The sequence below is a fragment of the Pseudomonas sp. CF161 genome (genome assembly GCF_000416215.1).
Classification (GTDB): Bacteria; Pseudomonadota; Gammaproteobacteria; order Pseudomonadales; family Pseudomonadaceae; genus Aquipseudomonas.
In genome coordinates this window covers 123973-137130 of record NZ_ATLP01000060.1, presented here as the reverse complement: position 1 = coordinate 137130, position 13158 = coordinate 123973, and the positions used below count along the sequence as shown (strand labels likewise).

The following is a 13158-nucleotide window of genomic DNA, read 5'->3' as shown; positions in this document are numbered from 1 at the left end:
CACGCAATAAGGAGTTTCGACATGCAAGGGCAAACCCACCGCTGGACAGGGGTGCTGGGCGGCCTGGCGCTGCTGCTGCCGTATCCGGCACTGGCCTTGTGCACCACGGTCACCACCAGCCCGGCGGCGTTCGGCAGCATCAGCTCGATTGCCGTGCGCACCACCAGCCAGCCCAGTTCCAGCCTCAACGCCGGCTTGAGCTGCACCGGCTCGCTGTTGTCCCTGCTGGCCAGCAATGACCATTTCTACGCCACCATCACCTCGACCCAGAGCGGCCTGCTGGGGCCGACGGGCGACGTCATCGGCTACACCCTGTATGCCAACAACAGCACCAGCTATCCGATTACCCGGGGCACACCATTCGATTTCGCGCGTAATTCGATTATCGATCTGCTGGGGCTGCTGGGCAGCCCGACCGTGGCCAAGCAGGTGCCGATCTACCTGGGCAGCATCACCGGGAGCAACGTGGCGGCGGGGGTCTATACCGAAACCCTGAGCATCTTCTGGAACTGGAACTACTGCTCCGGGATCGCGGTGTTGGGCGGATGCCTGGGGCGGGACATCGGCAGCGGGACCAAGTCCCTGACCGTCACCATGACCGTGTCCAACGATTGCGTGATCACCGCGCCCAACATCAGCTTCGGCAGCGCCCCGGTGATCAGCGCGTTCGCCACCGTTACCGGGCAGACCATCAACCTCATGTGCACCAAGGGCAGCGCCTACACCGTGGGCCTGAGCGATGGCCAGCAACCGCTCGGCACGGGCGGGCGGCGGCAGATGATTTCCGGCAGCAACTACCTGGCCTACGACATCTTCAAAAGCGCCGGCAGCACCCGCTGGGGCAGTGTCGGCGCGGCGCGGCGTGCCAGTACCGACGCTGAGGTCTTCCCCGGCAACGGCCTGGGCACTGGCAGCCAGATCTTCAACTACAACGCCAAAATCTACACCGACCAGCCCACGCCACCGGCGGGCACCTACCTCGACAACGTGGTGCTGGATGTGGGCTTTTGACGCTCCGGCCAGGGCTTAAAAGCGTTGGGTCTGTTGCAGCATCTGCGCCGCTGGCGAGTCCGTCGGGCTGACCATGGCGTAGTTGTAGCCGCTGTCGGACCAGTACACCGCCTGCAACTCGCCCTCGCGGCGACTGCCCCGGGGCAGTAGTGTGTTCTGCGGGCCCGGCGGGCGAATGTAGAAACTCAGTTTGCGCCCGTCGGGGTCCTGGTACAGCACCATGGCCGCGGGTCCTTGCTCGGTGCTCAGCAGGCGTGCGCTGACGGCCTTGAACCCGGCGTTTTGCAGGTCCGGCAGGCGAGTGGCCTGGGTGAAGTAGCGGTCGAGCCAGGTTTGCATCGCGCGGCTGTCATCCACCTTGAAATCAGCTGGCAGGATCTGCTCCTGGGCGAACAGGCGGTAGGCTTGCAGGGCATCGGTCATCGGTGGCGTGCCGTTGGCCAGGGTCATCTCCCGCGCCTGCCAGCCGCTGAAGCCGCCGAGGCCGACGGCAATCAGCAGCAACGCCGCGCTGGCCAGCTGGCGCCGCACCTGGCGCTTGAGACGCTGACGGATCAGCACCGGGTCCAACTGCGGGTTTGGCGCGTGCTGCAAGGCGCCGCCCAGGGCCGCGCGCAGGTGCTGGGCGTCCTGCTGCCAGGCCTGCACCTGGGCGGCCAGTTCCGGGTGGGCGCCGAGGTAGGTTTCCAGCAGGCGCCGGTCGCTGTCACTGAGCCGATGGTCGACGTAGGCGTGCAGGTCGTGTTCGCTGGGGGGCAGGCTGATCATTTGAGTATCCGCAAAGATGGGCTGTGGATTTCGCCGTCGGTGAGCTGGCGCAGGGCCTGGCGGGCGCGGGACAGGCGCGACATCACGGTGCCGGTGGGGACGTCGAGAATCTCGGCTACCTCCTTGTAGCTCAAGCCCTCGACCGAAACCCACAGCAGCAGGGCGCGCTGCTCGGTGCTCAGGCGGTCGAAGGCGGCCAGGGCCGATTGGGCCAGGACCGTGCGCTCCGTTGAGGGCTGGCTGTCGTCGCGGCCGGTAAAGAACTCCAGCATTCGCGCGTAACGCCGGGAACGGCGATGGGCATCGAGAAACTGCCGGTAGAGGATCGCGAACAGCCAGGCGCGCAGGTCGCCGTCGGGCCGTTTGTCGGCCCAACTCGTCAGCGCCCGCTCCAGGCACGCCTGCACCAGATCGTCGGCGCTGCTGGGGTTGCGCGTCAGCGACAGGGCAAAGCGCCGCAGCCGGGGAATCAGCAGGCGCAACGGTTGATCGAGTTCGTTCATGGGTTCCTGCAGGTTTTTGGCCAGTCACTACGCTTGAGCCTAGGAAGACGCCCGACGCCTGAGGTTATTCCCCAGGCGGAAAAATAAACACCGCGCCATGGAATAAAGCCCGTTGCCCTGCGTCTGTCTGATCCTTGCCACCTGCGGCCCACGGCCCTGGAGTTTTTCATGGTTGATCACCCGACACCGCCTTCGCCGCCCACTCCGCCGTCCCTGGGCACCGGCAGCCTGATTCTGCGCCTGGCCGGAATCGCCCTGGTGGTGGTCGCCGTGGCCGGCGCCTTCGCCTACGTGCGCGGCACCCTGGACCCACAGCGGCTGACGCCCAAGGCCCTGGTGGACGTGCTGGAGAAAAACAACGGGGTGCATCCCGGATTTCGCCGCAACCACGCCAAGGGCGTGTGCGTGATCGGCTACTTCGAGAGCAGCCCCGAGGCCCGCGCCTATTCCAGCGCCCAGGTCTTCAGCGCAGCCCGGACCCCGGTGGTCGGGCGGTTCGCCTTGCCCAGCGGCAACCCCTATGCGCCCGACAGCAGCGTGCCGATCCGCAGCCTGGCCTTGCGTTTCACCCAGGCCAACGGCCAGCAATGGCGTACGGGGATGAACAGCATGCCGGTGTTCCCGGTGGGAACGCCCGAAGCCTTCTATCAAATGCAGCAGGCCAGTTCGCCCGACCCGGCCACCGGCAAGCCCAACCCGGCCAGCATGCCGGCATTCTTTGCCGGCCATCCGGAGACGGCGCCGTTCCTGCAATGGGTCAAGGGCGCCAAGCCCTCGGCCAGCTACGCCACCGAGACCTACAACGGCATCAATGCGTTTTACCTGGTGAACGCCAGCGGTCAGCGCCAGGCGGTACGTTGGGGCGTGGTGCCGCAGGCCCGAGACGCTGCCGAGGCCAATGCTCCCCAGGGGGCTGACTTCCTGCAGCAGGACCTGGTCAAGCGCCTCGCGGCCGGGCCGTTGAAATGGCAGTTGATGATCACCCTGGCCAACCCCGGAGACCCCACGGTCGATGCGAGCAAGGCCTGGCCCGCCGAGCGCAAGGTGCTGAATGCCGGGACCCTGGTGCTGCAAAGCACCCAGGCGCAAAACAATGGCGAATGCCGCGACATCAACTATGACCCGTTGGTCCTGCCCGCCGGGATCGAAGGCTCCGACGACCCGCTGCTGGCCGCGCGTTCGGCGGCGTACGCCAGTTCCTATCTGCGCCGCACCAGTGAAGTCAGCCAATTGCCGTCCGAGGAGTCCCGCCCATGAGCGCCCAACCGAACCATTTCGCGCCCCTGGCGCGGCTGCTGCACTGGCTGATGGCGCTGATGATCATTGCCATGCTGTTTATCGGCGCCGGCATGGTGGCCTCGGTGTCCGAGCGCCATGAATGGCTGATCCACCTGCACAAGCCCCTGGGCATTGCGATTTTGCTGCTGGTGATCGTGCGTCTGTTTGTACGCTTTTCCACCCGGCAGCCGCCGCTGCCCGCCGACCTGCCGGGCTGGCAGGTGCTGGCGGCCAAGGCTTCGCATCTGCTGCTGTATGCACTGATGCTGATCCTGCCGTTGCTGGGCTGGGCGATGATCTCGGCCGCGGGAGACCCGGTGATGCTCGGCAGTTCATGGCAACTGCCGTCGATCCTGCCGGCCAATGCCCAGGTCTTTGCCGTGTTGCGCAAGGCCCATGGTCTGCTCGCCTACCTGTTGTTCCTGACGGTGCTGCTGCATTTGGCGGCGGCCCTGTTTCACGGCTGGGTCCGGCGTGACGGGGTGCTGCAAAGCATGCTGCGCGGCAAGGGCTGAGGGGCCGCGGGCGTCGTTTCAGGAGGCACACAGTGCCTGCTTTTGCGGCGCCAGGCTCCACAGCCAATACAACAGCGCAACGCCATTGATCGCCGCGCCCAACAGGCAGACTCCGGTCCAGCCGGCCCAGGCGTACACGGTGGTCGAGGCGATCGAGCCGCCGGCACTGCCGATCGAATAAAACACCATGTAACCGGCAGCCAGGCGGCTCTGGGCTTCAGGGCGCACGCTGTAGATCAGGCTCTGGCTGGTGACATGCACCGCCTGCAAGCCCAGGTCGAAAGTGATCACGCCCACCAGCAGCGCCCACAGTGAGGACTGGGTAAACGCGATGGGCAGCCAGGAGGCCAGCATCAGGGCCAGGGCCAGGCCGCTGGTCCACTGCGCCCAACCGCGATCCGCCCAGGCTCCGGCCCGGGCAGCGCCCAGGGCTCCGGCGGCGCCAGCCAGGCCGAACAGGCCGATCTCGGTGTGGGACAGCGACAGCGGCGGGGCACTCAGGGGCAGCACCAGCGGGGTCCAGAGCACGGTGCCGGCGGCGAAGATCAACATCGCCAGCAGCGCCCGGTCGCGCAGGACCTTTTCTTCGCGAAACAGGCTGAACATCGAGCGGATCAACCTGTTCGGTTTTCGGCAGCACTCGCCACAGCAGCACCGCCATCAGCAGGGTCAGCCCGGCCGACAGCAGGTACACCGAGCGCCAGCCCGCGAGGTCGGCCATGCTGCCGGACACGGTGCGGGCCAGCAGGATGCCGATCACGATACCGCTGGTGACCATGCCCACCACCCGGCCCCGCTCATGGGGCGCGGCGAGGTTGGCGGCGTAGGCCACCAGCACCTGGGTCACCACCGCCAGCAAGCCGCAGCAGGCCATGCCCAGCAGCAGCCAGGTACTGCTCGGGGCCAGCGCCACCACCAGCAGCGCCACGACCGAGAGCAGGGTCTGGCCGACGATCAGGCGCCGGCGGTTGAGCAGGTCCCCCAGGGGCACCAACAGCAACAGGCCCAGCCCGTACCCCACCTGAGTCAGGCTGACCACGCCGCCGACGCTGGCCGCCGGCATGCCAAAGGCCTGGCCCATGGCGTCCAGCAACGGCTGGGCGTAATACACATTGCCCACTGCCAGGCCGCAGGCGACGGCGAACAGCAGCACCACCGAGGCGCGGATGCCGGGGGCAGACAGGGGAGGTTCGGATGGGGGCAACGTTTGGTGTGACATGCTGGGCTCGCTGTAAGTGGTTGCGTTATGAAACCACTTGTACCCTAGAGAGACTGGTTTTATATTGCAACCACTTTTCTGAAAGCCCGGAGCGAACCCCACCCATGGTCAAACGCACACGTCTGGAAGGCGCCGAATGCCCGGTCGCCCGCTCGCTGGATGCCATCGGTGATTGGTGGTCGTTGCTGATCGTCCGTGACGCCTTTGATGGCATCCGCCGGTTTGGCGAGTTCCAGCGCAACCTGGGCATGGCCAAGAACATCCTCGCCGCGCGCCTGCGCACCCTGGTGAACCACGGGATTTTCCAGGTGGTGCCGGCGTCCGATGGCAGTGCCTACCAGGAGTACGTGCTGACGGAAAAGGGCAAGGGCCTGTTCCCCTTGATCATCGGCTTGCGTCAGTGGGGCGAGGCGTTTTTCTACGAGGCGGGGGAGGCGCATTCACGGGTGGTCGACCGCGAGAACGGGCAGCCGGTGCAGGCGCTGGAGCTGCGTGCGGCGGATGGGCGCCTGCTGGGGCCGGATGATTGCCTGCGCCTGCCGGCGCAGTGAAGCGCGGCTGCCTGAGTCGCCTCATGCAGCCGCACAGCGGGGTTAGCGCAGGTTGTTGACCAGGCTGGCGAAGGTACTCAGCACGTCCTTGCCCAGCTGCATCGAGCGCTTGCCGGACCAACCGGTGTAGGGGTTGGGATTGTCGTCGTGGTCCTTGAAGGGCATTTCCAGGGTCAGCGACAGGCAATCGTACTGCTCACCGACGCTGTTGCAGGCCAGGGTCATATTGGCGTGGCCCGGCTGCGAGCGCGGGTAGCCGTGGGTGGTCTGGAAGTCCCGGGTCTGGTGCTTGAGGTGGCTGCGGAACTGCTCTTCAAGCTGTTCCAGGCGCGGGGTGTAGCCCGGGTTGCCTTCGCAGCCGGCGGCAAACACATGGGGAATCTCTTCGTCGCCATGCACGTCGAGGAACAGGTCGACGCCGTATTTCTGCATTTGCTGCTGGACGAACACCACTTCCGGGCTCAACTCCTGGCTGGCGTTCTGCCAGGCGCGGTTCAGGTCCTGGCCCATGGCGTTGGTGCGCAGATGACCATGGAAGGCACCGTCGGGGTTCATGTTCGGCACCAGGTACAGGTCGGCCCCGGCCAGCAGGGTATTGAGTTCGGCATCGTCATGGCGTTGCAGGCGTTCGAGCACACCTTCCATGAACCACTCGGCCATGTGTTCGCCGGGGTGCTGCTGGGCGATGATCCAGATCTTGCGCTGGCCTTCGACGCCACTGCCTTTGCGCAACAGCTGGATGTCCCGGCCCTCGACGCTTTTGCCCGTGGCCAGCAGTTCGGTGCCGGCCTTGCTCAGCGCCTGTTCGATCAGCCAGTCATGGCGGCCGCGGCTGTAGGGTTCGAAGTAGGCGAACCAGGCGTGGGTCTGGGTGGCTTCAAGATTGAAGCGCAGGGCGTCGCCTTCGAAAATGGTCGGGATGCGAAACCAGTTCACATGATCGTAGGAGGCTACGGCTTGATAGCCGGTCCAGGCTCTGCTGTACGAGGATTTGCTGGCGTTGGTCAGGCGAAACCAGTGTTCCTGGCCGACGTGCAGGCCGCTGGCCTTGAAGTGGAACCACTGGAAGTGCGGGCTGCGGGTATCGGGACGGATGGCCAGGGAAGCCTGGAGGGGATCGCTGATATCGAGTACATCGATGTTGCCGCTGTCGAAGTCGGCAGAGATCTGAAAAGAGCTTTTGGCCACGGTCATAATCGATTCCTGAATATGATTTTTATGGCCGTACTTTACACACTGGGCGCGAATAAAGTAGGGGGCGTCGTCCTTGACGCGAAAGCAGCTTAGAGGCTATGCGATTGATTCTCAAGCGCTGTTTTACGATAGTTGGGCCTTTTGCGACGGGCGTTCTATTGCAATGAGATATTCTTTTGATATCATCGCCGCCACCGAATTCAGCTGTACCCGACTTCATTAGCCTGAAGCCTAGCCAGAATAACTGGCAAAAAAAAAGACCCGGCAAAAAGCCGGGTCAAAAACCGTGATTAGCCTGATGAGGAGATATTCCAAGAGTCCGACCTAAGGTCCCTTGGTTTATCGACTGATCTCGCGACCAGCTGCATGCAATAATAATCATTATCATTTGCAAGTCAAATGTTTTTCCCTTCCCGATAGAAAATATTTTCTCATTTGTTCGCTGTCCGGCCATTTCGCGACCGGAACGGCGCCCATGTTCCGTTTCCCATCATTCTTCCTTGGTGCCTTCCACGCACCGGTCCACCAGCGCCTTGGCCAGGTCGATCAAGTGCACCACGGAAAACGTCAGGTCGCGGTGCGTGCCGCGCAGGTGGTTGGCCGCCTCGTACGCGGTGGCGGCAGCACAGCGCAGCAGGTCGGACGCGTGAATCATGGCTTCCTCGCTGCTGATCGAGCGCCTGACCTCGAACAGCCGCTCGGGCTCCACTGACTCGGAAATAATCGGTTTCAAGTAATAGTCCATCGCCCGTCGAGCGGCGTGGCTGCCTTGCAGTGAGCTCAGGTGGCTCTCGGAGTCGGTTTCCGGCACGTCCTTGCGAGTTGTATTCATGGATCAATCTGCCCTGTTGAAAAGAAGAAAGAGGTCCTGACAAGACTAATACTTATTGTATTTGTGACGAGATTTCAAATACTACAAGTTGTGTGTTGAGGGCGGGAATACACAACGTATTGTTCCGGCCATGGACAAATGGATCGAGTTGGTTAAAGCCAACATGAAAGGCCGCAAGGTCACACAAGAACGACTCGCAGAGCGCCTGGGCATGTCCCAGGGCGGCATTGGCCACTGGCTGAGCAAACGCCGCCAGCCCAAGATCGAGGACATGAACCGCGTGCTCGACGAAATCGGCATGGGCTTTCTCGAGGTCGCCCTGGTGATTCGCGAGAAGCCCCTGGTGGATGACGAAGGCCTGCCGCTGACCGACGAACCGTCGCTGATCGAAAAGTACAACCCGTACTTTCGCTACCCGGTCAGTGATTGGCGCGAAGTCGGCGAGGTTCGTGAAGACGGGCAGGCGCTCTATACGGCCGAACGCTACGAGCTGTCGGACTACCAGGCTCAGGGCGCGGCGTTCTGGCTGGTGGTGGTGGGCGACGCGATGATCGCGCCCAGTGGCGTCAGTATCGGCCAGGACATGTTGGTGCTGGTGGACACCGCGGTGGAGGCCGTCCCCGGCAAGCTGGTGATCGTGCAATGCCCGGGCAATGACGACGCAATCTTCCGCAAGCTGGTGGAGGAGGGCGGGCAGCGGTTCCTGGTGCCGCTCAACCCCACCTATCCGAAGATGCTCTACAGCGATGAGTGTCGGATCATTGGTGTGGTGATGCAGGCTACCGCGAAATTCTAACCAGCAAAATAAGGACCGTTCCCACATTGCAGTGGGAACGGTTCTTGGCTTTCTACTCGGCAGATTCCAGTTCCACCAGGGCGCTGCCTTCACTGACCATCTCGCCTTCCTGGCAATACAGCGCCTTGATCACCCCGGCGTGCGGGGCGCGGATGCTGTGCTCCATCTTCATGGCTTCCAGCACCACCAGTTGCGCTCCGGCCTCGACGCTTTGCCCGGGCTGTACCAGCACGCGCACGATACTGCCGTTCATCGGGGCCGTCAGGCCGCCTTGCTGGCCATGGCTGGCGTCCACTGCGGCGATCGGGTCGTACAGGCTGATGCTGCGCATTTCCCCCTGCCACTGCAGGTACAGCGCGTCGCCCTGGCGAATCGCCCGGTGTTGGCGCCGCAGGCCCTGATGCTCGACGCTGAGTGTCTGGTCCTTGAGCTCCAGCGCCGGGCTTGGCGCCCCCAGCTGGATCGCCTGGTCCTGGCCATCGCAGCTCAGGTGCAGCACGGTCTGAACCGGCAAGCCGCTGCGAAAGCCGCTGGCGCTGGCCCACGGCGAGTGGCGGTCATCGTCACGGACCCGGTCGGGCTGGCTCTGGATGTAGGCCTGGGCCGCCGCTTGCCAGAATTCGTCATCCAGGGCAGTCGGTGCCGGCAGCAGTTGTTCCTGGTAGCGCGGGATAAAACCGGTGTCGAGTTCGGCGGCGGCGAACGCCGGGTGGCCAATGATGCGCCGCAGGAAGGCGAGGTTGGTCTTCAGGCCGCCGATGGCGAACTCATCGAGCATCGCCAGCAGGCGCAGGCGCGCCTGTTCGCGGTCCTCGCCCCAGGCAATCAGCTTGCCCAGCATCGGGTCGTAGAAGGGCGACACGCTGTCGCCTTGCTCGACCCCACTGTCGACCCGGCGCCCCGGTCCGGCCGCCGATTCACGGTACAAGGCCAGGCGCCCGGTGGCCGGCAGGAAGTCGTTGCCCGGGTCTTCGGCGTACAGCCGCACTTCGATCGCGTGCCCCCGCAGCGGCACCTGGTCCTGGGTCATGGGCAGAGGCTCGCCCTGGGCGACACGGATCTGCCAGGCCACCAGGTCGAGGCCGGTAATGGCTTCGGTCACCGGGTGCTCGACCTGCAGGCGGGTGTTCATCTCCATAAAGAAAAACTCGCCGCGCGAATCCAGCAGGAACTCCACCGTGCCCGCGCCAACATAGCCAATGGCTTGAGCGGCGCGGACCGCGGCTTCCCCCATGGCCTGGCGTTGTTCCGGGCTCAGGCCCGGGGCCGGGGCTTCTTCGACGACTTTCTGGTGGCGACGCTGGATCGAGCAGTCGCGTTCGTTGAGGTACAGGCAATTGCCGTGTTGATCGGCAAACACCTGGATCTCCACGTGGCGCGGCTTGAGCACGTATTTTTCCACCAGCATCCGCGAGTCGCCGAACGAAGACTGCGCTTCACGCTGGGCCGATGCTAGGGCCTCGGCCAGTTGGCTGACCTCTTCCACCACCTTCATGCCTTTGCCGCCACCACCCGCCGTGGCCTTGAGCAGCACCGGGTAGCCAATGCGCTCGGCGGCGTTGCGGAAGGTGTCCAGGTCCTGGGCTTCGCCGTGGTAGCCGGGCACCAGGGGCACGCCGGCGACTTCCATCAGGGCCTTGGCTGCCGATTTGCTGCCCATGGCGTCGATGGCCGAGGCGGGCGGGCCGAGGAAGATCAGGCCGGCGGCTTCGATGGCCCGGGCAAAGCCGGCGTTTTCCGAGAGAAAGCCATAGCCGGGGTGAATCGCCTGGGCGCCGCTGGCCTTGGCCGCGGCGATCAGCTTGTCGATTTTCAGGTAACTGTCAGCGGCCTTGCTGCCGCCCAGGTCGACGCGGATATCCGCTTCGCGGCTGTGCCGGGCATCGCGGTCGGTGGCGCTGTGCACGGCCACGGTGGTCAGGCCCAGGGCTTTGGCGGTCCGCATCACGCGGCAGGCGATTTCACCGCGGTTGGCCACCAGCAGGGTGGTAAGAACAGGGGCGCTCATCAACGTGGCTCCTTGGTGGTCGTCTCGGCCTGCCAGCTGGGCGGGCGTTTTTGCAGGAAGGCGCGCAGGCCTTCCTGGCCTTCGGCGCTGACCCGAATCCGCGCAATGGCGTTTTCGCAGTAGCGACGCAGGGCCGGGGTCAGGGCGCCGTTGCCCACTTCACGCAGCAGGTCCTTGCTGGCACGCATCGCGGCCGGGCTGTTGAGCAGCAGGTTGTCGATCCACAGTTCGACCTGTTGCGCCAGTTCGGTGGCCGGGTAGCTTTCCGCCAGCAGGCCTATTTCACGGGCCCGCTGGCCGCCAAAACGCTCGGCGGTCAGGGCGTAGCGGCGTGCAGCGCGCTCACCGATGGCCTGGACCACAAATGGGCTGATCACGGCCGGCGCCAGGCCGATGCGCACTTCCGAGAGGCAGAACTGCGCCTCGTCGGTGCCGATCGCCATGTCGCAGCAACTGATCAGGCCCAGGGCGCCGCCAAAGGCCGCACCCTGGACCACGGCCAGGGTCGGGATCTTCAGTTTGGCCAGGTTGTACATCAACTCCGCCAGTTCCCGGGCGTCGTCGAGGTTGGTGTGGTAGTCCAGCTCCGCCGATTGCTGCATCCAGGCCAGGTCGGCCCCGGCGCTGAAGTGTTTGCCCCGTCCGCGCAGCAGCAGAAAGCGCAGGCTGGCATCGCTCTGCACCTGGTCGAGGGCGATGATCAGCTCGCGGATCATTTCTGCGTTGAAGGCGTTGTTTTTCTGTTCACGGCTGAGCCATAGGGTGGCAAAGCCACGGGGGTCGGTCAGCAGTTCCAGGGTGTTGAAGTCGGTCATTTTGGTCTCGCTCCGGGTCACATGCGGAACACGCCGAAGCGGCTCTGTTCGATGGGGGCGTTGAGGGAGGCGGACAGCGCCAGGGCCAGCACGTCGCGGGTCTGCGCCGGGTCGATGACGCCGTCGTCCCACAGCCGTGCGCTGGAGTAGTAGGGGTGGCCCTGGTGCTCGTACTGGTCGAGGATCGGTTGTTTGATCTCGGCTTCCTGGGCGGCGCTGAATGCCTGGCCGCTGCGTTCGGCCTGCTCGCGCTTGACCTGCACCAGGACCCCGGCCGCCTGCTCGGCACCCATCACGCCGATGCGGGCGTTGGGCCACATCCACAAAAACCGCGGGTCGTAGGCGCGGCCGCACATGCCGTAGTTCCCCGCGCCGAAACTGCCGCCGATGATCACCGTGAACTTCGGCACCTTGGCGCAGGCCACGGCGGTCACCAGCTTGGCGCCGTGCTTGGCGATGCCGCCGGCTTCGTACTTCTGGCCGACCATGAAGCCGGTGATGTTCTGCAGAAACAGCAGCGGAATGCCGCGCTGGCAGGCCAGTTCGATAAAGTGCGCGCCTTTTTGCGCGGCTTCGGCGAACAGGATCCCGTTATTGGCGAGGATTGCGATCGGGTAGCCATGCAGGTGCGCGAAACCGCAGACCAGGGTGGTGCCAAACAGCGCCTTGAACTCATCGAACACCGAGCCGTCCACCAGGCGCGCAATCACTTCGCGTACATCGAAGGGTTGTTTGGCGTCCGCCGGGATGACCCCGTACAGCTCGTCGCTGGCAAACAACGGGGCGATGGGGGGGCGTTGCTGCACCTCGCCCTGTTTGCGCCAGTTGAGGTTGGCCACGCTGCGTCGCGCCAGCGCCAGGGCGTGTTCATCGCTGTCGGCGTAATGGTCGGCGACCCCGGAGATCTTGCAGTGCACATCGGCCCCGCCCAGGTCCTCGGCGCTCACCACTTCACCGGTGGCGGCTTTGACCAGGGGTGGGCCGGCGAGAAAGATGGTCGCCTGTTCGCGGACCATGATGGCTTCGTCCGCCATGGCCGGCACATAGGCCCCACCGGCGGTGCAGGAACCCATGACCACGGCGATCTGGGCGATGCCCTGGGCACTCATGTTGGCCTGGTTGAAGAAGATCCGCCCGAAGTGCTCGCGGTCCGGAAACACCTCGTCCTGACGTGGCAGGTTGGCGCCGCCGGAGTCCACCAGGTAGATGCAGGGCAGGCGGTTCTGCTGGGCGATGGTCTGCGCCCGCAGGTGTTTTTTCACGGTCAGCGGGTAATAGGAGCCGCCTTTTACCGTGGCATCGTTGGCCACGATCATGCATTCGACACCTTCCACCCGGCCGATGCCGGCGATGACTCCGGCCGCCGGCACGTCTTCGCCGTACACCTCGTAGGCCGCCAGCGGGCTGATTTCCAGAAACGGCGAGCCGGGGTCGAGCAGGCGGTTGATCCGCTCGCGGGGCAGCAACTTGCCGCGTGAGGTATGGCGCTCCTGGGCCTTGGCGCCGCCGCCTTGCTGGACCTGGGCGAGCAGGGTGTGCAGCGCGTCGACCTGGGCCAGCATGCTGGCGGCGTTCTGCGCGAACTCGGGGGATTTTGGGTGGAGCTGAGACTTCAGAATCATAGGAGGCCCTACGGCAGCTTCAAGCGACAAGCTTCAAGCTGCAAGA

The 13158-nt window shown here is 64.7% G+C and carries 12 protein-coding genes and 1 pseudogene; 5 read left to right on the top strand and 8 right to left on the bottom strand.

Going from position 1 to position 13158, the window contains the following annotated elements:
* The first annotated feature begins 21 nt into the window (after positions 1–21).
* A complete protein-coding gene (locus CF161_RS11750; RefSeq protein WP_020296794.1) occupies positions 22–1011 on the top strand; it encodes a spore coat U domain-containing protein in 990 nt (329 codons plus the stop codon).
* Positions 1012–1026: 15 nt separating this feature from the next.
* Here the strand turns inward: CF161_RS11750 and CF161_RS11745 are convergent, their stop codons facing one another.
* The gene (locus tag CF161_RS11745; protein ID WP_020296793.1) at positions 1027–1779 is read right to left on the bottom strand and encodes an anti-sigma factor; all 753 of its coding nucleotides are present in this window, start codon (positions 1777–1779) and stop codon (positions 1027–1029) included.
* Positions 1776–2282, bottom strand: coding sequence for an RNA polymerase sigma factor (locus CF161_RS11740; protein WP_020296792.1), 507 nt, complete (start codon positions 2280–2282; stop codon positions 1776–1778). Before CF161_RS11740 ends, CF161_RS11745 begins: the two co-directional genes overlap by 4 nt.
* A gap of 168 nt (positions 2283–2450) precedes the next feature.
* On the opposite strand from CF161_RS11740, the gene CF161_RS11735 reads away from it, so the two are divergent.
* Together CF161_RS11735 and CF161_RS11730 are read left to right on the top strand one after the other, a co-directional pair.
* On the top strand, positions 2451–3539 hold the full coding sequence (locus CF161_RS11735; protein WP_020296791.1) for a catalase family peroxidase: 1089 nt from the start codon (positions 2451–2453) through the stop codon (positions 3537–3539).
* A complete protein-coding gene (locus CF161_RS11730; protein WP_020296790.1) occupies positions 3536–4075 on the top strand; it encodes a cytochrome b in 540 nt (179 codons plus the stop codon). The genes CF161_RS11735 and CF161_RS11730 overlap by 4 nt, the downstream gene beginning before the upstream one ends.
* Here the strand turns inward: CF161_RS11730 and CF161_RS11725 are convergent.
* A pseudogene (locus CF161_RS11725) lies at positions 3980–5294 on the bottom strand (MFS transporter); the annotation flags it as partial. The gene CF161_RS11730 and the pseudogene CF161_RS11725 sit on opposite strands and share 96 nt — an antisense overlap.
* A gap of 104 nt (positions 5295–5398) precedes the next feature.
* Between CF161_RS11725 and CF161_RS11720 the strand changes: the two are divergent.
* Complete coding sequence (locus CF161_RS11720) at positions 5399–5845, top strand: helix-turn-helix domain-containing protein (protein WP_020296788.1); 447 nt, start codon at positions 5399–5401, stop codon at positions 5843–5845.
* Positions 5846–5887: 42 nt separating this feature from the next.
* Here the strand turns inward: CF161_RS11720 and CF161_RS11715 are convergent, their stop codons facing one another.
* Positions 5888–7039, bottom strand: coding sequence for a M14-type cytosolic carboxypeptidase (locus CF161_RS11715; RefSeq protein ID WP_020296787.1), 1152 nt, complete (start codon positions 7037–7039; stop codon positions 5888–5890).
* A 490-nt stretch (positions 7040–7529) separates the two neighbouring features.
* Complete coding sequence (locus CF161_RS11710) at positions 7530–7871, bottom strand: DUF6124 family protein (protein WP_020296786.1); 342 nt, start codon at positions 7869–7871, stop codon at positions 7530–7532.
* A 130-nt stretch (positions 7872–8001) separates the two neighbouring features.
* Here CF161_RS11710 and CF161_RS11705 point away from each other — a divergent pair, with 130 nt between their 5' ends.
* A complete protein-coding gene (locus CF161_RS11705; RefSeq protein WP_020296785.1) occupies positions 8002–8667 on the top strand; it encodes a LexA family transcriptional regulator in 666 nt (221 codons plus the stop codon).
* Between the two features lie 52 nt (positions 8668–8719).
* Here CF161_RS11705 and CF161_RS11700 read toward each other — a convergent pair whose 3' ends face one another.
* From CF161_RS11700 to CF161_RS11690, 3 genes are read right to left on the bottom strand one after another with little or no spacing between them, the layout of a single operon-like run.
* Positions 8720–10675 carry an acetyl/propionyl/methylcrotonyl-CoA carboxylase subunit alpha gene (locus CF161_RS11700; protein WP_020296784.1) on the bottom strand — a complete coding sequence of 652 codons (1956 nt, stop codon included), beginning with the start codon at positions 10673–10675 and terminating at the stop codon, positions 8720–8722.
* A complete protein-coding gene (locus CF161_RS11695) occupies positions 10675–11490 on the bottom strand; it encodes a gamma-carboxygeranoyl-CoA hydratase (RefSeq protein WP_020296783.1) in 816 nt (271 codons plus the stop codon). The genes CF161_RS11700 and CF161_RS11695 overlap by 1 nt, the downstream gene beginning before the upstream one ends.
* Positions 11491–11507: 17 nt before the next feature.
* Positions 11508–13112, bottom strand: a complete 1605-nt coding sequence (locus tag CF161_RS11690; protein WP_020296782.1) for a carboxyl transferase domain-containing protein — start codon at positions 13110–13112, stop codon at positions 11508–11510.
* Positions 13113–13158 lie beyond the last annotated feature (46 nt).